Below are 20281 nucleotides of genomic sequence, written 5' to 3' on the forward strand. Positions count from 1 at the left end.
GACCCTCTCGAAACGATGCGTCACTCATCGGAGACCTCCAACCCACGCGAGGGGCGATAGACCACATTGACCGGTCGCCCCCGGACGAACTCGTTGTCGGGCCGCCGATCCGTGTCCGTCGACGTGCCCCGCACCGAACCGCTGCCGCCGACCCGCGAGGGAACCACCACCGGATCCTGGTCACGTTCGTTCCACGATCCGTCGCTGATCGGAGAGGTGTCCACCATGCGGCTGCTCTCGCCGCCGGCCCCGGCAGCGGGCAGCGCTCCCGTCGCCCGTTGCGTCGCCCCCGGTCGCTGCTGTCCGCCACCGGAGTTGTCCTCGGCCGAAGTGCCACCCGCGCGTGCGGCCGGGATCGCCGCCCCGGGCACGGCACCCTCCTGACCGCCGTCGCGCCGCGAGGCTGGCCGATCCACGCGTTCGGAGGTCACCGCCACCGGAGGCTCCACGGACTCGGGACGACCGTGTCCGGTGCGGCTGCCGCCCGATGCGGCGGAGTCCTCCTCGCCCCCGGAGGCACGCACCCGGTCCCAGAAGTCGTCCTGCGCACCACTCTGCTGCCCGTCGGAGCGCCCCCCGCGCGATCGGGAGAACAACGAGGGAGGGCTGGGCAGCGCCCCGCCCGCGAAACCGGCCGAGAGCTGGACCATCTGCCCCATCCGACGGATCGGTTTGCCGATCATCAGGAAGATGAGGGTCAGCAGCCCGGCCAGGGCTATCTGGGTCAGCAGGGCGAATCCGCTCTGGGGAGCGAAGATCAGGTTCAGCACCACGGTGTGCACACCCGCCATCGCCGAGATGACCACCACGTTGAGCAGCGCGGAACCCGCGATACGACCGACACCGCGCAACACGTCGTGGTGCAGTATCGCGATGAGACCGATGAGCGGCCCCGTCAGGATCAGCACGCGCAGCAGCAACTGGGCCAGCAGGATGGCGGCCTTGGCCAGTAGTTGGAACGTGGTGTAGGCGAGCGCCTGGAGCATGCTCAGCATGCCCGCACCGATCCTGCTGCCGTCCACGCCCTGGAGGTAGCCGTAGGCTCCGCCCATCCGGGAGGCGACGTCCTCGAACTGCTGCTGCTTCTCCTGCGCGGAACCGTCGGCGGCGCCGGACAGCACCTCCCGTTTGGTCCAGGCCTGCGCGTCGAGCAGCTCCATGCCCAGTTCCTCGGCCTTGGCCGAGTCGGGGTCACCGAACTCGCCGCGTAACCATCCTCGGTAGACCACCTGGTCGTGCAGCAGGGTGGGCAGACCGTCCCGCTCGTCGAATCCGACCTCGCGCAGAAAGCCGCCCTGCACAGCGGAGGTGCCGGTGATCACGACGTCGTCCAGCGCCTGGGTGTAGACCAGCGGGGTCAGATAGGTCGCGCTGGCAAGCCACAGTCCCGCGAGCGCCCAGGTTGTCCGCTTTCCGATACTGGCGAGGTCACCCCGCCAGATGTAGCGGAACAGCAGCACGGCGAGTATGACCGCGACCACCCCGAACCAGGGGGTGAACACGCTGTCGTACAGCGCCACGGTGGCCTCGGCGATCATGTCGTCCAGCGGTTCCATGAGATCGCCGGACAGCAGCGAGTAGTGCAGCGCGTTGGTCACGCCCACCAGGTTCTTGGCGACGTTGAACAGCTGGTTGCCGATCCAGGTGTCGACCATCGCGTTGGGGTTGTTGACCCCCTGCGGCCCGCAACCGAGGTCGTAGGTGTGCCAGACCTGCCCGGCGTAGCCGTACTTGTCGTAGGCGCTGCCGCTCTGTCCCACGCCGATCGGCGCCGGATCCAGCGCGCCGACCATGCCGGTGCCGGGACGTCCCGGCGTCGGGGGTTCGGTGCAGTCCAACGGCTGCGCGTAGGCGGGAGCGCCGGCCAGGGCCTGCAGTCCCAGCAGCGCGATCACGATCGTCAACGCACCGCGACGGCCACGGCGGGGAACCGGGAAGCGACCGGAACCGCGTCCCGCACGTCGGAGTCCGGCGACCACCGCCGTGGTCGCCACCGCCAGGATCAACAGCAACCACACGATCAGGTAACACCTCGTGCTCGGTCCCCGCCCCGGTAACCGTTACTGCTCCCGGGCTCCTCGTCGGACTCGGTCTGATGGTCGTCGCGCCCCACCCCGGCAGCGGTGAGCTCCCACTCGGCGAAGTCCTCCAGCAACTCCTCGCTCTCCTCCGAGACCGGTTCTTCCTCGGAGTCGGCACCGCCGATCTCGGCGATCGAGTCGGAGTTCGGCGTCAGCGCGTCGTTGCCGCCCGAGGTGTTCTCCTCGGACTCCTCCGCCACCGGCGTGGTGTCCAGCGAGTCGCGCAGGTGCTGCAGGTGCGGACCGCTGAAGTCGATCCTGATGCGTTCCACGCCGCCGTCACCGTCACCGAAGATGAACTGCCGCGGCGAACGGTCCCGTTCGGTGCTGTTGCGCGACGGTCCGGGGCGGCGCCCCAGCGCGGAGACGACCTGTTCGTAACCCGCGTCGACCGGAACCTTCAGCAGTCGCAGCGCGTCGGACTGGGCCTGCTCATCGTCGAGCCTGCCGATGAACACCGAGTCCAACAGCGACACGAAACCCTGGATGCGCAGGAAGTCGTCGGGGATCTGACTGGACAGCAGCACACGTACGTTCCACTTCCGGGAGTCACGGGCGAAGCGGTTCATCAGCACCCGCCCGGTGGGAACCTCGGACAGGAAGAACGCCTCGTCGATCCAGACTCCCTTGCGTTCCTCCTTCGGACGCTCGTAGACGGTGCGCTGGGTCAGCCACGCGGCCAGGTTGAGCAGTTGGACCCCCAGGGCCTCGCTGTCGGTCCAGTGCTCGCGGCCGACGCCGTCCTTGGGGAGGGTCAACCCGGCCATGGTGAGCACGGTCAGCCGGTCCTCCCTGCGCTGCGAGTAGGGATCGGCGTCGGCTTCCGGGATCAGCAACGACATGCGTTCGCGGACCTCGTCGAGGAAGTCCGCGACCACCACGGCGTGCTCGTGGTGCTCACTGGCATCCCTGCGCAGCGCCTCGAACACCATGCCCGGGTGCGCGTCGGGCCTGCCGCCGACGGCCCGGACCGCGCGCAGCAGCACGATGCGGGTCTGCGGCATCCGGGCGACGTCGTAGGGCAGCAGGCCGGTGAGCACGTCGAGCACCAGTCGGCGTCTGGTGGCCGCGGCCAGCGCGCGTTCCCGCCGCCAGCTGCGCTCCGGGTCCTCCTCGTCCACGAAGTGTTCCAGCTCCGGCTCGGCGACGACCCGGTACGGATTGAGGATCCCCGGTTGCGCGTTGAGCAGGTTGATCGGACGCGCGTAGGGCCGCAGTTCGGGCAGTTCGCACAGTTCGGCCAACGGACCGGACGGGTCCAGCAACGTCCAGTACGCCCCGGCACGCAGCGTCTTGTACACCAAACCGCCGCCGAGGAAGGACTTGCCGCCGCCGAGACCGGCGACCATGGCGGTCAGCCCGGAGGCGTCGCGCACCTCCTGCGCCATCCACGGGTCCCAGGCCACCGGGCGCCGCGTGGCGGTGCAGGTCTCGCCCAGCAGCACCCCCCTGCGGTCCCCCACCTCGGCGGTGGCCTGCGGCACCGAGGAGGCGGCCCACACCACGGAGCCGCGACGCATGTAGGCCCCCGAGGCGAGCGGCTCACCGGGGATGAACTCCCGCGCCATGGCGTACTGGGCCTCGGGGTGCTCGATCGCCACCTTGGGTTTGTAGAGATCGAGCAACTGCTGGGCGAGCCGCAGCGCGTCACGCTCGGTCGGCCCGGAAACCGACATGCGCCACCAGGAACGCACCCGGGTGGCCAACGCGGTGAAGCCGGAGGTCATCTCGTCGTCGATCTCCAGCACCCTGCCCGCCTGCCGGGAGAGCGAGGTGGGCGGTTCCAGGCCGTGTTCCTCGGTGTAGTGGCGCACCTGGGAGCGCACCTTGTTCATCTGGCGCTGCAGCTCCCCACCGACGTCCTCCGGTCGACGGACGTAGATGCGGGCGGACCACTCGACCGGAGCGGGCAGCCGGTCGGAGTGCTGCAGCCAGGGATCGTCCACTTCGGGGATCTGCAGTCCGTGCGTCTGGCCGAGGGTCAGCACCGCCACCTGTCTGCTCACACCGGCATTGGAGCCGGTGCGTCCCCGGACGGTGACCGTGGGGGCGTAGGGCTCCTGGTGCATGTCGGCGGCGTCGGTGAAGGAGGCCAGGTCCTCGGGTTGCCAGTCGCTGCTCGGAGTCGCGGGCAGGTTGCGCGGGGCCGGCAGCCCGAGCGAGCACGAGCGGTGCATCAACCAGGAGACTTCCTCGGCGGTGACCGGCCTGCCGTCCAACCCCGCCGAGCCGATCACCTGATCCAGGTGTTCGATCTCGCTGTCCAGGGCGACCAGTTCGGCGTCGACGGCCTCCGGGAACACTCGACGCAGCAACGGCGCGGCTCGCTCGACCGCGCGGTCGACCACGTTGCGGGTCTGGACCTGCACCCCCAGGTAGACCTCCTTCTCGGCCATCGAGCGCCCCATGAGCTGCTGCTGTTCCCCGACCATGTAGTCGTCGAAGCTCAACGCACCCGCTACATCGGGCATCGGGTTGTGCGCGTTACGTACGTGCGCCTCGGCCCACATCCGGATCGGATAGGGCCGGTTCGTCACGCGCAGGTGCAGCCAACGTCCCTGCAACTCGGCGTACTGCCCGGCGATGGCGGCGATGAGGTCCTGCCGTTGCGAATCGGACCTGAACGACCAGCGCTGCGGGGAGAGCCGGTACCAGGCGAACACGTCCTGGCCGGTACGCAGCAGGTGACCGTCGATGGAGCGGGCCGCTATCGACGGCGTGTAGCTGGGCAGGGACTGTTCCCCGGAAGGTTTGCGGTCCTTGCCCTTGCCCCGCCGTCCGGTCTTCGACGCCTTCTGCGGCGCGGCACGGTACTGCTGTCCCGAGGCCCGCTTGGAATCGTTCTCACGACCTCGCCCGCGACCGAACACCGCGAACCTCCTTGCTACGCACACGACTGTTGGGGGCACTGGCTCGTCCGGCGGAACCGGACCGATCACGCGGCGGCCGGACCTCGCGCCCGGACCGGGGGGCCTCGCCCTGCCGAACGGGTCGGGCGGGTGCGGACCCGGCGGAGGCCCGGTTCCGGCGGGCGGCCCGTTTCCCACGTCCGGACTGTTTGGACCGCGCGGGGCGAGGACGTTGTGGACTGACCCGCACGGCTGCGGCGCTCGCGGCTCCTCCCCTGCCCTTCAGGGAACGGCGCGGCGCCGTCAGTTCACGCAACCACATCACCATCACGGCGCTCAGCGGTCGTTCGTGACTGATTCGGGAGCAGATCAGCCGAGTCAGCGCGATCGTGATGACCACGGCCCACGCCGTGGAGAAGAAACCGAAGCCGATGTTCATCCGACGTTCCGCGGCGAGCACCAGCAGAAAGACCAGGATCCCCACGCCCCAGGCGACGTAGCGGGCACGCCACGGGAAGGTCGCTTTCGGAGGGCCCAGCCAAACGGCATCCACCCGGTAGATGTCGTCGTCGGTACGTACCTGCATATCCTTGCCACCTGCCCATCGGACCGAACTCTCGGTCGTTACCCACCGCTGGTGCTGAACAGGCCGGCTATGAAGGTTCCGATGTCCACACCGGTACCGCTGACCGCGAGTCCGATGATCGCCAGGGCGACGAAGACGCCGCCGACGCGGCGCATCACACCCGCGTTGTCACCCTTGCCGCCACCCAGCCACAGCAGCAGCAGTGCCACGGTCAACAGCAGCAGCGGGAGCAGATTGTTGAGAATCCATGCCCGGATGCCGTCGGTGTTCAGATCCGTCTGGGCGAGCACCGTGACCGGCGACCTCGTCATGACGAACACTGCGATCGGGTCCAGGGCTGCTAGTGGCACGGCGGTCATTGTTACCTCTGTGTACGAGCGGTTGTCGGCTTTTTTCGACAAACCGGGGGATTCCCGGCACGCGGTATCGAGTAGAACATGGCACGTGTCCCGGAAGTAGTGGTAGCGCCCACCGGGTGTGGCGTCGAACGTGTCACTCTTACAGCATGCCCGCCGACCCTGAAAACCACTCGTACGGCGCAATTTCGTGTCGCACGATCCGGCGGGGATTCACCCGTTCGTCCACGCCGAGCCGTGTTCCGTCCCGAGTGGAAGGTTCGACAGTGGCCAACCGAGGACCATCCTTTCGTGACTGGCGGAACTCCGACAACGGCCCCGGTGATCACTCGGCGCTCACACCGATGATGCCGGATCTCACATCACACTTCCGTGAAGCCAGTGTCGATCATCGTCGCACGTACTCCCCGCTCGAGTGACAGCGGCGGAGAACGAGCACGATTCACCGAATCCCGGAATTACCGACGAGCAGAAACCCGCGCATCGCGAAACGCCGGTCCGTCAGCAGTCGCATGGCGTGTCGCCAATCGGCGAGGTCGATCCGCTCGTCGGCGAGCACGCGGTCCCGGAGCTGGGTGAAATTGGCCCGGATCAGCTCACATCCGGGCGAACCACCCCGCCACACCTCGGCGGTCGCCGTGGAATCGATCCGGCGTAGTTCCGTCCGACACAGCTCGCCGTAGAGGTGCCGCCCCCAGTGTATGTCGACCCCCACGGCGGACATGGCGTCCAGATAGGACCACAACACGCGGTCGAAGACCTCAGCGTCCGCCTCGGTGGGAGCGCAAACGGTTCCCGCTCCCTCGACGTCGAAGTCCTCGAGCAGCAGAACCCCGCCGGGCTTGAGTGCTCCCACGAGGTGCCGCAGCAGTTCGCGTCGTCCTTCGAGCAGGATCAGCAGCAGCCTGCCGTGCACCAGGTCATAACCGCCCTCGGCGAGTCGGTCCACGGTGAGGTCGTGCTCGACGACTCGCAGGTTCCTCGCGGACACGTGCCGCAACCCACGGAGATCCACATCGGTGGCGACGACTTCGCCGCGCCGGCCGACCCTGCCCGCCAACCACACGGCCAGCGAACCGCTCCCGGCTCCCACGTCGAGACACCGCCAGCCCTCCCGTACGCCGCAGTCGAGCAGCCGTCGGACGCTGATGTGGTCGAAGGCCCTGTCCAAGGCACCGAGATGGGCCGCGGTGAGCCGGTCGTCCGAGGCGAAGACATACCCTGCTGCCAAGCCGATCTCCCAATGTCACGGGCGGGACTGGATTCCGCTGCCCGGGTTGGTCGCCATCCCGTACGGGAGACGGCGGCAAGCGGCAGCGGTACGTCGTCGATCCGCCCTTCGCGGAGGCGGATCGACTAAACGTTTCGCCTGCTCTCGCTCCGGGTGGCTCGACATCGACTGGTTACCACGCCACCTCGGCTCCTCATCCCGTAAAAGCGGCGCGTTGGAACCAACGAGTGATCGGACCGCGATCGAGATCGGTGTAGGGACTCTTCGCCGGAGCGCCGGAAGCACCGGCGGAATACCAAGCAACGGGCGTTCGGCCCGGAAGAAGCACTGCCAGTGGGCGGTGTGGGAACACCGCCCGGGGAAAGCGGACGAGTCGACCTGTAAGCCGGATCCTGTACGCGGAGAACACCCGAGGCGTTCCCGCGTGGCGACCATCCATCTAGGCCCGCCGTTACCGACGAGCTCCAGCGGTCTACCCGCGAGTCTCGGACGGGCCGCCCTCGAACACTCGCGCAGACACCGACAACGGTGCCCTCTTGACCTTGCTCCGGGTGGGGTTTACCGAGCCGTCCCCGTCACCGGGGACGCTGGTGGTCTCTTACACCACCCTTTCACCCTTACCCGACCGAACGGTACGGCCGGGCGGTTCGCTTTCTGTGGCACTTTCCCGAGGGTCACCCCTGGTTGCCGTTAGCAACCACCCTGCCCTGTGGAGTCCGGACTTTCCTCGACGGGGCCGAACCCCGTCGCGGCCGCCCGGTCGACTCGTCCGCATTCTCATTCTAGTAGGAGTCGCTCGCCCCGTTCGCCCCAGGTGTCCGATTGGCGGAACCTCCCGTCCGCCCTCGCTCGCGAGTGGTGGCGAGGCCCAGGGGCACCCGCCACATCGGGTACCGCTCGCGGGGGCGGAGGCGGGAGGACTCCGGCGGCGAACCGACGACTCCGCCGACCGCCGGTCGGGCCGGTCGCTCAGGCCCGCGACGACACGGTGGTGCGATCCATGTCCTCGAGTGTCCGTCCCTTGGTTTCGGGTATCCACTTGATCACGAACCACACCGACACGGCCGCGAACGCGGTGTACCCGAGGTAGGTCATCGACAGGCTGATGTCGGACAGCGGCGGGAAAGTGGCGGTGATGAGGAAGTTGGCCAACCACTGTGCGGCCGCGGCGACCGCCAGCGCCGGGGCGCGGAACCGGTTCGGGAACATCTCACCCAGCAGCACCCACACGACCGGACCCCACGAGATGGCGAAGAAGAACACGAACACGTGCGCGGCGACCAGCGCCATCGGCCCGTACGGGTTGGCCAGGTTCGGTTCGCCGTCCACGGTGTTCGCGTGGCTGAAGGCGAACGTCGCCAGCCCCAGCATGATCGTCATGCCCACCGAACCGGTCAGCAGCAACGGGCGTCGTCCGACCCTGTCGAGCAGCAGCAGGGCGATGACGGTTCCCAGCACGTTGAAGATCTGGGTGGACAGGCTCAGCAGCAGTGAGCTGGACTCGTCGATGCCGACCGACTGCCACAGCGCCGACGAGTAGTAGAAGATGACGTTGATCCCGCCGAACTGCTGTAACACGGACAGGACGATGCCGATCCAGACGATCGGCAGCAGCCCGGAACGGGCGCTGCGCAGATCCCGCACCCGGGGCCGGTGGTCGTTCACCACGGAATCCCGGATCTCGGTGAGCCGTTCGTCGACGTCGCCCTCCTCGGTGGTGTCCAGGACCTGTCGAGCACGGTCGAAGTGACCCCGTGTGACCAGGTAGCGCGGTGACTCCGGGATGGTGAACGCCAGCGCCCCGTAGAGAACCGCGGGAACCGCCTCCACCGCCAACATCCACTGCCAGGCGTCGAGCCCCAGCAGTGGCTCCGCGGCGCCCCCGGCCGCACCCGCGATGGCCCAGTTGACCACCTGGGAGATCGCGATGCCGAGCACGATGGCCAGTTGTTGCAGGGTGCCGAGCCGCCCCCTGCGCCGGGCCGGGGCGATCTCGGCGATGTAGGCCGGTGCGATCACCGAGGCCATGCCGACCGCGACGCCGCCGACGAGCCGCCAGAACGTGAAGTCCCAGACGGTGAACGGCAGGGCGGAACCGATCGCACTCAGCAGGAAAAGCACAGCGGCGGTGCGCATCGTGACCAGTCGGCCGTACCGGTCGGCGAGCGTTCCGGCGTTCCAGGCACCGAGGGCCGACCCGATCAGAGCCATGGCGACGGCCAGCCCGGTGACGACCGAACCGACCCCGAAGGCTTCCCGAATCGAGGTGACGGCCCCGTTGATCACGGCGGTGTCGTAGCCGAAGAGGAACCCGCCGAGCGCCGCCACCGAGGCGAAGTGGGCTGTGCGCAGTGGGCGGGCGTGAGATCCGGCACCCGAGGTGCCGGTGGTGGAATGGAAGGACATCTATGCTCCATTGCACTCAAGGGGAAGTGTGACCCAGCAATGGTTGGTAAGGATCGTATCCTTACTAATGCGTGTCAATACGGTGAACGACTGTTACTCCAGGTTTCGATCGATCACCGAGAGCTACAGCGCTCGCGGCCGGTGGTGCTCCGCGAGCCGTACGAGGAGGTTTTCGCGGCATGGCCGACCCACGGACGGTCCGGCAGCTGAACCGACAGCACATGATCGAGCTGTTCAGCGACGGCCAAGCGCGCTCACGCGCGGCTGTGGCCCGCACGACCGGTCTGACCAAGCCCTCGGTGTCCTCGATCATCGACTCGCTGCTCGAAGAGGAACTGCTCATCCCGGCCGGAGTCGGTGAGGCGGCCGTCGCGGGCGGTCGCAGGCCGAACCTCGTGGTCTTCAACCCGGACGCGCGTGCCTACGTGGGTGTTCACCTCGGGGTGCGCGACAGTTCGGTGGCCGTGGCAGACGCACTCGGCAGGACGCTGGCGCAGGCATCGGCTCCCAGCTCGGTCGGCGACGCGGCGACAGGTGTGAACCGGCTGGATCCACTCGTCCGCGAAGCGGCGGAACGAGCGGGGGTTCCCGTCGAACGCATCTCCTCCGTCGGGGTGTCGGTCTCCGGGCTGGTCGACCACCGCAGCGGGCGCTGCCTGCTGGCCCCGAACCTGGATTGGCACGACGTGCCGCTTCGGGAGTGGGTCGAGGAGCTGTTCGGCGTCCCGGCGGTGATCTACAACGAGGCACACGCCGGAGCCTTGGCGGAACAACGCTTCGGCTGGGGCGACGGTGTCGCCAACTTCGTCCGGATCATGGTCGACACGGGCATCGGCGCGGGTGTGGTGCTGGACTCGCGGTTGTTCTCGGGAGCCGCCGGAATCGGCGGCGAGATCGGGCACTGCCGCGTGGAGGACAACGGTCGGCAGTGCGCCTGCGGCAACTCGGGATGCCTGGAGAGCGTGGCCTCACGACCCGCGATTCTGCGGTCGGTGCGTGAGGCCGCCGAGGCCGGAACCCCGACCGCGCTCGCGCCCGACTGCGACATCGACGCCGTGCTCGACGCCGCCGAGAGCGGCGACGCCGGGGCGGTGGCAGCGCTGCGGCGTGCGGGCACCGCGCTGGGGCACGGGATCGCCTACCTCCGCAACGTGCTCAACCCGGATCTGGTCGTCATCGGAGGTGCGGTGACCGGGGCGGGCGAGGTGCTGCGGTATCCGATGGAGCAGGCGGTACGGTGCTCCTCGCTACCGCACTCCGCCTGCCGCCTGGTGACGAGCTCGCTGCGCGATGCCGAGCTCGACGGCGCCGTACTGTTGGCACACGAACAGCTCGCTCTCTGATCGGCGCCCGGAACATTGACGTGCTCCCCGACCTGGAGGGCGGGGATTCCGGCGCGGCTATGCCGCGTGCGGAGCGGCGGCCCCTCGCGGGGTTCCGCTGCTTCCTGTTTCGTCCCCGTCTGCCCCGGTGTGGGGTCTTACGTCGGGTCCACAGTCGTTTTGCCTCTCCGCCCGTCCAGCGGCGAGGATGTTGCGTGCTGCGTTGGTGTCGCGGTCGTGCACCGCCCCACACGGGCACTCCCACGTGCGCACGTCGAGCGACTTCGGGCCGTCGATGCGTCCGCACGAGCTACAGGTTCGCGAGGTGGGTAGCCACCGGTCGATGACGACCAGCTCGCGTCCGTACCGCGCGGCCTTTTCCGACAGGAGACGCCGGAACGTGCCCCAACTGGCGTCGTGCACGGACTTCGCCAGCCGGGTGCGGGCCAGGCCGGAGACGGCGAGGTCTTCCAGCACGATCGTTTGATTCTCACGAACGATGCTGGTCGTGGCCTTGTGTAGCCAGTCGGACCGAGTGTCGGTGACTTTGGTGTGTTGCCGGGCCAGACGACGCCTGGCTTTGGCGCGGTTGTTGCTGCCCCGCTGCTTGCGGCTGAGTTCCCGCTGTGCCCGTTTGAGTTTGCGTTCGGCGCGGCGCAGGAAGCGCGGGTTGTCGAGCACTCGGCCGTGCTGGTCGACGGCGAACGCGGACAGGCCCAGGTCCAGGCCGAGTTCTACGTCCTGGCCTGCTTCGTCGACGGCAGCCGGCAGGGTTTCGTCGCCGACCTCGACCACGAACGACGCGAAATACCGCTCGTCGGCGGTCTTGACCACGGTGACCGACGACGGCGCCGAGGGCAGGTCCCGCGACCAGGCGACTTTCACGTCCCCGATGCGGGCCAGACGCAGTTTCCCGTTCGGTCGGATCGAGAACCCGCCGGTGTGCAGCCGGATGGCCTGCCGGTTGTCCTTGCGGGACTTGAAACGGGGCGCGCCCACCCGACGACCGGCGCGTTTGCCTTTGAGCGAGTCGAAGAAGTTCCGGTAGGCGGTGTCGCAGTCGCGGATGGCCTGTTGCAGCACGATGTTCGAGCACTGGCCAAGCCAGCCACGCTCCTCGCTGTGCTTGGCGTCGGTGATCAGCCGCTTCTGCAGCACGGTTCCGGTCGGGAACTTCTCCCCCGCCGCGTGGGCATCCTGCCGAGCACGCACGGCGTCGTTATAGACCACACGGGCGTTACCGAACGCCTGTGCGAGTGCTTGGCGCTGGTCGTCGCTGGGATAAATCCGGTAGCGGTACCGCAGCTGCATGAGCTGATCACCTCCCTTCACACGATCACTGTATCATGTTGGTCTATGGCAAACACCGAGGACTATCGCACTGGCAGACACTGCGTTTTCGGAATGCACGTTCACTTGGTCTTCGTGACGAAGTACCGCAGGAACGTGCTCACCAACCAACACCACGACTTCCTGCGCGAGGTATTCGCGAAGGTGTGCGCCGACTTCGGTGCCGAGCTGTCCGAATGTAACGGGGAAGACGACCACGTACACCTCCTCGTGGAATACCCACCACAGATAGCGGTATCGAAGCTGGTGAACAGTCTGAAAGGCGTGGCCTCGCGACGACTGAAGCAGCACTTCCCGATGCGGACCTACCGGGGGCATTTGTGGTCGCCGTCGTACTTCGCAGCCTCCTGCGGCGGAGCGCCGCTGAGCATCATCCAGCAGTACGTGGAAAACCAACGACGTCCTGCGTAGCGTGCCCGACCACGAACACTCCGGATCGGCTTACTCCGGCCCGAAGGCCGGAGCTCGCTCCGATCAACACCGGGTCAGATTCCACGGAGGTGTGAAGTGTCGTTGACCAACCGGACCGAGGCGTTCCCGTCGGGGTAGAACTCGGCCACCGACAACGATGCCAGATCGAGGTGGAGCCGGTAGAACAGTTCCGGGCCGACCCCCAGCGCCATGCGTAACAACGCCTTGATGGGGGTGACGTGAGTGACGAGCACGATCGTTCGTCCCGCGTAATCCCGCAGCAGCCGGTTCCGCACCTCGTCGATCCGCTCGAAGACCGCGTTCATGCTCTCGCCGTCCGGTGGTGTCACCGCGGGATCACCGAGCCAGCTGCGATGCAGCTCGGGATACCGCTGTGCCGCCTCCGTGAAGGTCAGTCCCTCCCAGGCACCGAAGTCGGTCTCCACCAACCCCTCGTGCGGCACCAGCTGTCCGCCGATGGCCGTGGCCACCGCCTCGGCGGTACCGCGAGCCCGCCTCAGCGGCGAGGAAAGTACCGGGACCGCTCCCTCCTCGGGAACGAGTTCGTCCATCGTCAGCAGTCGCCCGGCAGCGGCCCGCGCCTGTCGCCTCCCAAGCTCGGTGAGCGGCACGTCCCCGCGCCCGGAATAGCGCTTGTCCACCGACATGGGGGACTGCCCGTGCCGCAGCAGCAACAACCGTGTCGGAGCTCCCACGGCACCGCTCCAGCTGGCGACCCCACTCGGTGCGGAATCGGTCCCGGCCGTTCCAGTCACCGCGGCCGTTCCGGTCACCGTGGCCGGCTCGGTCGGTTCGGCCGGCGCCGCCGCCCCGGTGGGCACCGTCGATCCGGCTTCGGCCACCGAGTCCGCGCCGTCACCCTGCCGATCCATGGCCTCGTTGGCGAGCCGGTCGGCGTGCTTGTTGCGCTCCCGTGGAATCCACTCGAACCGCGCGGAGGTGAACCGGGACACGAGGCGCCGGGCCTCGGCGGCCAACGGTTGCAACGCCGGGTTCTTGACCCGCCACCTGCCCGACATCTGCTCGACGACGAGTTTGGAGTCCAGCCTGATCTCGGCCTCCGCCGCACCGAGCTCCAGGGCCGCGTTCAGCCCGGCGATCATGCCGCGGTACTCGGCGACGTTGTTGGTCGTCTCCCCCAGCCCGTCGGAACATTCGGCCAACACACGTCCGTCCGCGGCGTCGCGAACCACCGCTCCGTAGCCCGCCGCGCCCGGATTACCGCGCGACCCGCCATCGGCCTCGACGATCACCCGTGTGCTCACTGACCCGACTCCTTGGTACGCACCATGATCGCGCCGCACTCCTCACAGCGCACCACGTCGTCCGCCGCGGCCTCCCGCACCGAGGCGAGCGCCGCCCGGTCCAGTTCGAGACGGCAGGCACCGCACCTGTTCCCCTGCAGATATCCGGCACCCGAACCACGCTGCTGCCTGATCCGTTCGTAGAGGTCCAGAAGCTGCTGCGGTATGTCCGCGACCAGTGACTCCCGTTCGGCCAGTCGCTTGGCCTCGTCACTTTCCAGGTCGGCCAACGCCTCGTCACGAGCGTGCCGCGCGTCCTCCAGCTCGGACTCCGCGGTGTTGACCTCCTGCTGGGCGTGCGAAACGTCGGCCTCCTGGGCCTCGCGGCGCTCCATGACCTCCAGCATGTCGTCCTCCAGCGCGGCCTCGCGCCTGCTGAGGGTGCTCATCTCGTGCTGCAGGTCCTCCAACTGCTTGGAGGAGCCGGTGGAATCCATCATCTGGCGGTCGCGCTGTTGCCTCGACCGCACCTGATCGACCTCGTTCTCCAGCCGCTCGACCTCGCTGCGCAGATCGTCGAGTGTGGTCCGCGCTGCCACCAACGCGTCCTGCTTGGTCCGCACCTCGCGCTCGGCGGCGCCGATCCGTTCCAGCTCCGGAAGCGACCGCCTGCGGTGGTTGATGCGGTTGAGCTCGGCATCGACGTTGGCGACTTCGAGCAACCTGCGTTGTGCGGCGGGATCGGCTTTCACTCGGGCTTCCTCCCAGTATCGGTGTCCGTGGCGTGCGCGTGCACCGTCCATGGATCGGTGCGGCACGCGGAGACGAGGACTTCGACAGTATCGGGCAACGCCGCGCCGAGGACATCGGCTGCCTGCTCGCACCAGGGCCACTCACTGGCCCAGTGCGCGACGTCGACGAGGTTGGGAACACGCGTGTCCGGCACATCGGCACGCGAGAGGTGCTCGGCCGCCGGGTGGTGCCGCAGATCCGCGGTGACGTAGGCGTCCACTCCGGCCTCGACGGCGGCATCCAGATTCGAGTCACCGGAACCGCCGCACACGGCGACCCGTCGCACGGTACGGCGCGGATCACCCGCCCCGCGCACCCCCCACGAGGTCACGGGCAACGCGTCGGCGACCCGGTGCACGAATCGTTCGAACGGTTCGGGCTCGGGCAGGGTTCCCAACCTGCCCAGCCCGGTTTCGGCCCCCTCCCGGTGCGGACTGAGCGGACCGGTGACGGTCAGTCCGAGCCGCGCGGCGAGCGCATCGGAAACGCCGGGGCTGGCCGTGTCGGCGTTGGTGTGGGCGCAGTACAGCCCGATCCCGGCACGGATCAGCCGGTGTAGCAGGTGGCCCTTGGGATCGTCGGCAGGAAGGGCGTGCACCCCGCGCAGCAGCAGCGGATGGTGCGAGACGAGCAGCTGGGCGCCCTGCTCGACGGCGGCGTCGACGGTCTCCTCGACCGGATCGACGCAGCACAGCACACGATCCACGGTCGCATCGGGATCGCCGCAGACCAACCCCACCGCATCCCACGACTCGGCGTAACTCGGCGGGTAGGCGGCTTCGAGTACGTCGAGCACATCCCTGATCCGTGTGGTCATCGAGTCGCTTCCCGTGTCGTGGATCGATTTTCGGTAACGGTGGCAACCGGCTCCTCGTCGGTGTGTTCCCACTCCGGCGAGGCCGGTGGCACGACGACTTCCCGCAACGCGGAGACCAGTCGGGCGTTCTCCGCGTCACCACGCACGGCCACCCGGATGTGGTCCTCGTCGAGTCCGGGGAAGGTGTCGGCCCGGCGTACCGCGATGCCGTGTTGTCGCAGCCCCGCGCGTACCGAGGGACCGTTCGGCACCCGCAACAGCAGGAATGGGGCCGCTGCCGGCAGGGCGACGTGGATTCCCGGGATGTCGGCGAGCTCGGCCGCCAGTTCGTCACGGCACCGGGCGAGCAGCTCCGCCGCGCGTCGCGACTCGGCGACGGCCTCGGGTTCACAGCACGCCAGCAGGGCTTCCAACCCGAGCGTGCTCACCGGCCAGTGCGGGCGGCGGTGCGTCAACCGCCGCAGCAGTTCCGGCTCTCCCAGCGCGTATCCGACCCGCAGCCCGGGCAGTCCCCACATCTTGGTCAGCGAACGCAGCACGAGCAGTCCGGGGATCCGTTCGGCGGCCAACGATTCCGGCTCGTCGACCACCGCGTCGGCGAAGGCCTCGTCCACGACCAGGACCCGTCCGGGACGAGCCAGCGAGCGCAGGGTCTCGGCGGGGTGCAGCACCGAGGTCGGATTCGTGGGGTTGCCCAGCACCACCAGGTCGGCCCGCTCGGGTACGGCCTCCGGCCGGAGTCGGTATCCGTCGGCCGGGTCGAGCGGCACGCGGGTGACGTCGACGCCACCGTCGCGCAGCGCCAGTTCGGGCTCGGTGAACGAGGGATGCACCACAGCGGCCAGCTCCGGTCGCAGGGTTGGCAACAACGCGAATCCCTCCGCCGCCCCGGCCAGGGGCAGCACTTCCTCGGGAGAACGGTCGTGCCGTCGAGCCACCGCGCACCGGGCCGCGAGGTCGTCCTCGGCGGACGGATAACCGCCCAGCCTGTCCAACGCGGCGATCAGCCGGTCGCGCAACCACTCCGGGGGTTGTCGCAGCCGGACGTTGACCGCGAAGTCGAGCAGCTCGCCAGCGGCGTCCACATCTCCGTGATGGCGCAGCATCTCCCTGTCGTCCCGGCGAGTCATCCCCGGCAGTCTAGCTACCGCGCGGCTCGGGCCGGACAGCGCCGGTGGTGCCGCCGGAACCACCGGACGCCGGGACTCGGGGGGGGGCGTCGGAAAGCGTCACGAGGAAGAACCCGACGCCCGGGCGATGCCGTTCGACGGGACACTGGGGATGTGACATTCGATTCCACCACCAAGGCCTTCCACGTTTCGTTCGTCTGCACCGGCAACATCTGTCGCTCCCCCATGGCAGCGCTGGTGTTCGGCGAGCATCTGAGACGTGCCGGACTCTCCGACCGGGTCGAGGTGTCCAGCGCGGGCACCGGCCCCTGGCACGTCGGGGAGTCGGCCGATCCGCGCACCAACGCGGTGCTGGCGGACCACGGCTACCCCACCGAGCACACCGCCGCGCAGCTCGACGAGCACCACCTCGGCGCGGACCTGCTGCTGGCCATGGACGCGGGGCACCTGCGCGTGCTCCGGGACGAGGTTCAGGACCACGAGCGGGTCAGGCTGCTGCGCTCGTTCGACCCGAAGTCCGACGAGTGGGCGGAGGTGCCGGACCCCTACTTCGGTGGCGAGCGCGGTTTCGACGGGGTGATGGAGATGATCGAGGCCGCTGTCCCCGGACTGCTCGACCGGGTCAGGACCGGACTGGGTCTGCCCGGTTCGGGAGAGCGGGGTTCCGCCTCCTCGGCCGAGACGACGTCCCCCTCCGAGACGGCGTCGTGAGCACTCGTCGCAGCGGTCGACAGCGAAAACGACCGGAGCTGACCGGAAATCACGACCCGACAACCCGATCGAGGGAGATGTCATGAGCCATCCGGGGTTGGCCGAGGCAGTCGCGGAACTGACGGGTGCCGAAGCGGCGGAGCCTCGTCGTCTCGGCGGTGGTGACGCCTCGGCTGCCTACGAGGTCCGACTCGACGACGGACGCAGCGTGTTCGCCAAGGCAGCCCCGCTGAACATGCCGCACGCCCTGCGTGCGGAGGCGGCCTCGCTGCGGTGGCTGGCAGAGGCGGGCGCGGCCCGGGTGCCCGAGGTCTTCGGCGAGGACGAGCAGTGGCTGATCACCGAGCACGTGGCCGAGGGCTCCCCCACGGCCGAGGCGGCGGCGGAGTTCGGGCGCGCACTCGCGCGAACGCACGCCGCCGGGGCCACCGCGCACGGCTGCCCACCTCCGGGAGGCCCGCGCGACGCGTGGATCGGGCTGGCCCCGATGCGCAACGAACCCGTGGCGGACTGGCCGACCTTCTACGGCACACTGCGCGTGGAGCCCTACGTGCGGCGGTTGGTGGACGCGGGCACGCTGCACCGCTCGGAGGCGGAGCCGATAACCGAACTCTGCGAACGACTCGGTGAACTTCCCGGTGCCGACGAGGCGCCCGCCAGGCTGCACGGTGACCTGTGGAGCGGCAACGTGCACTGGGGACGAGGCCCGGAGGACACGACTCACGTGTGGTTGATCGACCCGGCCGCGCACGGCGGGCACCGCGAGACCGACCTGGCGATGCTGCGGTTGTTCGGCTGTCCCCGGTTGGATCAGGTGCTGGCCGCCTACGAGGCGGAGACACCACTGGCGCCGGGCTGGCACGAGCGGGTGGGGATACACCAGCTGTTCCCGCTGCTGGTGCACGGCGTGTTGTTCGGCCGCGGCTTCGCCAGACAGGCACACTCGGTCGCGCGGGAGGCGCTGCGCTCGTTCTGAGCGGGGAGACGGGGCCCACTACCGGGTGGACCCGTGCGGCGCACCGGCCATCGCCCGGCCTACCGTGGACCCGTGCGTTTCGGGTTTCTACTGCGCCCCGGCTGGCTCGCGTTGCTCCTGCTGGTGGCTGTTTTTTCCACGCTCTGCTTCACGGTGCTGGCACCGTGGCAGTTCAGCAGGCACAACGAGACGCAGGCGCGCAACGACGCGATCCGGGCGTCGATGCGGGCGGAGCCCAAGCCGTTGCGTGATGTGCTGCCCCGTGAGGAGGCGCCGAGCTCCTCGACCGAGTGGAAGCGGGTGACGTTCACCGGTCACTACCTTTCCCGGGGCGAGACGCTGGCCTGGCAGCGCACCGTACTCGGCGAACCCGCTTTCGAGGTGCTGACCCCGTTCCGGCTGGAGAACGGTGGGACGGTGCTGGTGGATCGCGGATTCATCCGCCCGGTGGAGTCGACCAGGGCACCGGAGTACGCGGCCCCTCCGGAGGGAACGGTGCGGTTGACGGCGCGGATCCGCGCGAACGAGTACGACGCCGAGCAGCGGTCGACGTTCCGCCACGACGACCACCGGTGGACGTACGCGATCAACGCGAACACGGTGGAGCGCGGCGTCGACATCCCGATGCGCTCCGGTTACTTCACGCTGGTATCCGAGCAGCCCGGTGTGCTGCAGGCGGTGCCACTGCCGAGGCTGGAGTCCGGGCCCTACCTCTCGTACGCGATGCAGTGGATCATCTTCGGAGTCATGGCGCCGCTGGCGCTGGGGTATCTGGTTTACAGCGAAGCGCGTTCACCCCGCACCCCGAACGGCCGGACCTCGACCGGAGGAACGCCGGACGCGGGTAGCCCCGGGACCGGCGGGCGGAAGCGGAAACCCCGCATGTCGGTCGCCGAGCTGATCGCGGCGGAGGAACGCCGGGAGCAGGAGAACCGTGAGCAGCGGAACTCGGCGGGTACCTGACCGGCGAGCCCTTCGCGGAACGGCTCACCTCCGTCTGCCGACGACCAGCGCCGTCACCGCGGCCAGCGCACCCCCGACGGTGCCGATCAGCCTGGACAGCTCGACACTCCGCGTGACGTCGCCACCGTCGGCGGTACGCCCCTCCCCCAGCACGGGGCGGGTCTCGGCGGCGTGCTCGTAGTCGATCCGGCCTCCCAGCCTGATGCGCAGCGCACCGGCGAACGCCGCCTCGACCTGGCCCGCGTTGGGACTGGGGTGCGCCGAGGCGTCCCGTCGCCTGATCCGTCCGCTCTCGCGTGCCGAGCCACCGACCACCGGTGCGCACACCACGGTCAGCATCGCGGTGGTGCGTGCCGGGAGCAGGTTCAGCAGATCGTCCAGCCGCGCCGCGCCCCAGCCGAACGCGCGGTACCTGCTGCTCCGGTTCCCGATCATGGCGTCGAGCGTGTTGGCCGCCCGGTAACCGACGAGACCGGGAACTCCCGCGAGGGCTCCCCAGAACAGGGGGGCGATGACCGCGTCCGAGGTGTTCTCCGCCACCGATTCGACCGTGGCACGCGCCAGTCCCTGGTTGTCGAGGTCATCGGCGCGACGACCGCACAGTCCGCGCAGCCTGGAACGCGCCGCCGCCAACTCACCGGAGTCGAGATGAGCGGCCATCGCACTGCCCTCCCGCGCCAGGGAGGCGCCGCCGAGCACGCTCCAGGTGGTCAGGGCGGTCAACGTCGCTTCGGCGACCGGCGAACGCCGGACCATCCGCTGGGAAATCACACCGAGTCCCACGGTCGCGCCGACCAACCCGGCGGTGTGCAGCACGCCGGCCGAACGGCTGTCGCGGTAGGTGACCGACTCGGCCCGTTGGGCGGTCCTGCCGAACGCCGCCACCGGATGTCCGCGTTTCGGATCCCCCAGAACCGCGTCAGCGGCTACGCCGAGTAGTAAACCGACCGCCCGCCCCGAGCTCACGGCAATTCCTCCTCGCAAGGTCGACCACGTCCGTGGCGCACGCTACCTTTCCGTGACGACGCGAGGCAC

At 68.9% G+C, this 20281-nt stretch carries 17 protein-coding genes and 1 other RNA gene; 5 read left to right on the forward strand and 13 right to left on the reverse strand.

The annotated features are described in order from the left end of the window. Positions 1 to 20: 20 nt before the first annotated feature. The 7 genes from BM394_RS06195 to BM394_RS06225 form a co-directional block, all read right to left on the reverse strand. Positions 21 to 2018: a hypothetical protein gene (locus BM394_RS06195; RefSeq protein WP_092975260.1), complete on the reverse strand. Its 1998-nt coding sequence runs from the start codon at positions 2016 to 2018 to the stop codon at positions 21 to 23. 2 nt (positions 2019 to 2020) lie between these two features. Continuing rightward, complete coding sequence (locus BM394_RS06200; RefSeq protein WP_092975263.1) at positions 2021 to 4951, reverse strand: ATP-binding protein; 2931 nt, start codon at positions 4949 to 4951, stop codon at positions 2021 to 2023. Continuing rightward, entirely contained in the window at positions 4926 to 5516 is a 591-nt protein-coding gene (locus BM394_RS06205; RefSeq protein WP_092975266.1) for a hypothetical protein, read from the reverse strand. Before BM394_RS06205 ends, BM394_RS06200 begins: the two co-directional genes overlap by 26 nt. 38 nt (positions 5517 to 5554) lie before the next feature. Further along, on the reverse strand, positions 5555 to 5827 hold the full coding sequence (locus BM394_RS06210) for a hypothetical protein (protein ID WP_092929349.1): 273 nt from the start codon (positions 5825 to 5827) through the stop codon (positions 5555 to 5557). Between the two features lie 487 nt (positions 5828 to 6314). After that, entirely contained in the window at positions 6315 to 7103 is a 789-nt protein-coding gene (locus BM394_RS06215) for a class I SAM-dependent methyltransferase (protein WP_175529992.1), read from the reverse strand. Positions 7104 to 7468: 365 nt separating this feature from the next. Beyond that, positions 7469 to 7871: RNase P RNA component class A (rnpB, locus tag BM394_RS06220), an RNA gene on the reverse strand. Between the two features lie 201 nt (positions 7872 to 8072). Continuing rightward, positions 8073 to 9509, reverse strand: coding sequence for a sugar porter family MFS transporter (locus tag BM394_RS06225; protein ID WP_092975272.1), 1437 nt, complete (start codon positions 9507 to 9509; stop codon positions 8073 to 8075). Positions 9510 to 9688: 179 nt separating this feature from the next. Between BM394_RS06225 and BM394_RS06230 the strand changes: the two genes are divergently transcribed. Beyond that, complete coding sequence (locus BM394_RS06230; protein WP_092975275.1) at positions 9689 to 10852, forward strand: ROK family protein; 1164 nt, start codon at positions 9689 to 9691, stop codon at positions 10850 to 10852. Positions 10853 to 10909: 57 nt separating this feature from the next. Here the strand turns inward: BM394_RS06230 and BM394_RS06235 are convergent, their stop codons facing one another. Further along, positions 10910 to 12142 (reverse strand): RNA-guided endonuclease InsQ/TnpB family protein, encoded by a 1233-nt coding sequence (locus tag BM394_RS06235; RefSeq protein ID WP_092976196.1) that lies wholly within the window; start codon positions 12140 to 12142, stop codon positions 10910 to 10912. A gap of 45 nt (positions 12143 to 12187) precedes the next feature. Between BM394_RS06235 and tnpA the strand changes: the two genes are divergently transcribed. Beyond that, positions 12188 to 12592 carry an IS200/IS605 family transposase gene (tnpA, locus tag BM394_RS06240; RefSeq protein WP_092975278.1) on the forward strand — a complete coding sequence of 135 codons (405 nt, stop codon included), beginning with the start codon at positions 12188 to 12190 and terminating at the stop codon, positions 12590 to 12592. 74 nt (positions 12593 to 12666) lie between these two features. Here tnpA and BM394_RS06245 read toward each other — a convergent pair whose 3' ends face one another. The 4 genes from BM394_RS06245 to cobC are packed head-to-tail and all read right to left on the reverse strand — an operon-like array spanning position 12667 to position 16596. Continuing rightward, entirely contained in the window at positions 12667 to 13878 is a 1212-nt protein-coding gene (locus BM394_RS06245) for a bifunctional RNase H/acid phosphatase (protein WP_092975281.1), read from the reverse strand. Then, positions 13875 to 14609: a zinc ribbon domain-containing protein gene (locus tag BM394_RS06250; RefSeq protein ID WP_092975284.1), complete on the reverse strand. Its 735-nt coding sequence runs from the start codon at positions 14607 to 14609 to the stop codon at positions 13875 to 13877. The genes BM394_RS06245 and BM394_RS06250 overlap by 4 nt, the downstream gene beginning before the upstream one ends. Beyond that, the gene (locus BM394_RS06255) at positions 14606 to 15466 is read right to left on the reverse strand and encodes a Nif3-like dinuclear metal center hexameric protein (RefSeq protein ID WP_092975287.1); all 861 of its coding nucleotides are present in this window, start codon (positions 15464 to 15466) and stop codon (positions 14606 to 14608) included. Before BM394_RS06255 ends, BM394_RS06250 begins: the two co-directional genes overlap by 4 nt. Continuing rightward, a complete protein-coding gene (gene cobC / locus BM394_RS06260; protein ID WP_092975290.1) occupies positions 15463 to 16596 on the reverse strand; it encodes an Rv2231c family histidinol phosphate aminotransferase CobC in 1134 nt (377 codons plus the stop codon). Before cobC ends, BM394_RS06255 begins: the two co-directional genes overlap by 4 nt. A 153-nt stretch (positions 16597 to 16749) precedes the next feature. Here cobC and BM394_RS06265 point away from each other — a divergent pair, with 153 nt between their 5' ends. The 3 genes from BM394_RS06265 to BM394_RS06275 all read left to right on the forward strand — a co-directional run bounded on the left by BM394_RS06265 (position 16750) and on the right by BM394_RS06275 (position 19246). Continuing rightward, positions 16750 to 17307, forward strand: coding sequence for a low molecular weight protein-tyrosine-phosphatase (locus tag BM394_RS06265; protein ID WP_281246420.1), 558 nt, complete (start codon positions 16750 to 16752; stop codon positions 17305 to 17307). 82 nt (positions 17308 to 17389) lie between these two features. Beyond that, the gene (locus tag BM394_RS06270; RefSeq protein ID WP_092975292.1) at positions 17390 to 18283 is read left to right on the forward strand and encodes a fructosamine kinase family protein; all 894 of its coding nucleotides are present in this window, start codon (positions 17390 to 17392) and stop codon (positions 18281 to 18283) included. A gap of 72 nt (positions 18284 to 18355) precedes the next feature. After that, on the forward strand, positions 18356 to 19246 hold the full coding sequence (locus tag BM394_RS06275) for an SURF1 family cytochrome oxidase biogenesis protein (RefSeq protein ID WP_092976199.1): 891 nt from the start codon (positions 18356 to 18358) through the stop codon (positions 19244 to 19246). A 24-nt stretch (positions 19247 to 19270) separates the two neighbouring features. On the opposite strand, the gene BM394_RS06280 is transcribed toward BM394_RS06275, so the two are convergent. Further along, positions 19271 to 20212, reverse strand: coding sequence for a cobalamin biosynthesis protein (locus tag BM394_RS06280; RefSeq protein ID WP_092975295.1), 942 nt, complete (start codon positions 20210 to 20212; stop codon positions 19271 to 19273). Positions 20213 to 20281: the final 69 nt, after the last annotated feature.

This window comes from Actinopolyspora lacussalsi subsp. righensis, from assembly GCF_900116555.1.
Classification (GTDB): domain Bacteria; phylum Actinomycetota; class Actinomycetes; order Mycobacteriales; family Pseudonocardiaceae; genus Actinopolyspora; species Actinopolyspora lacussalsi.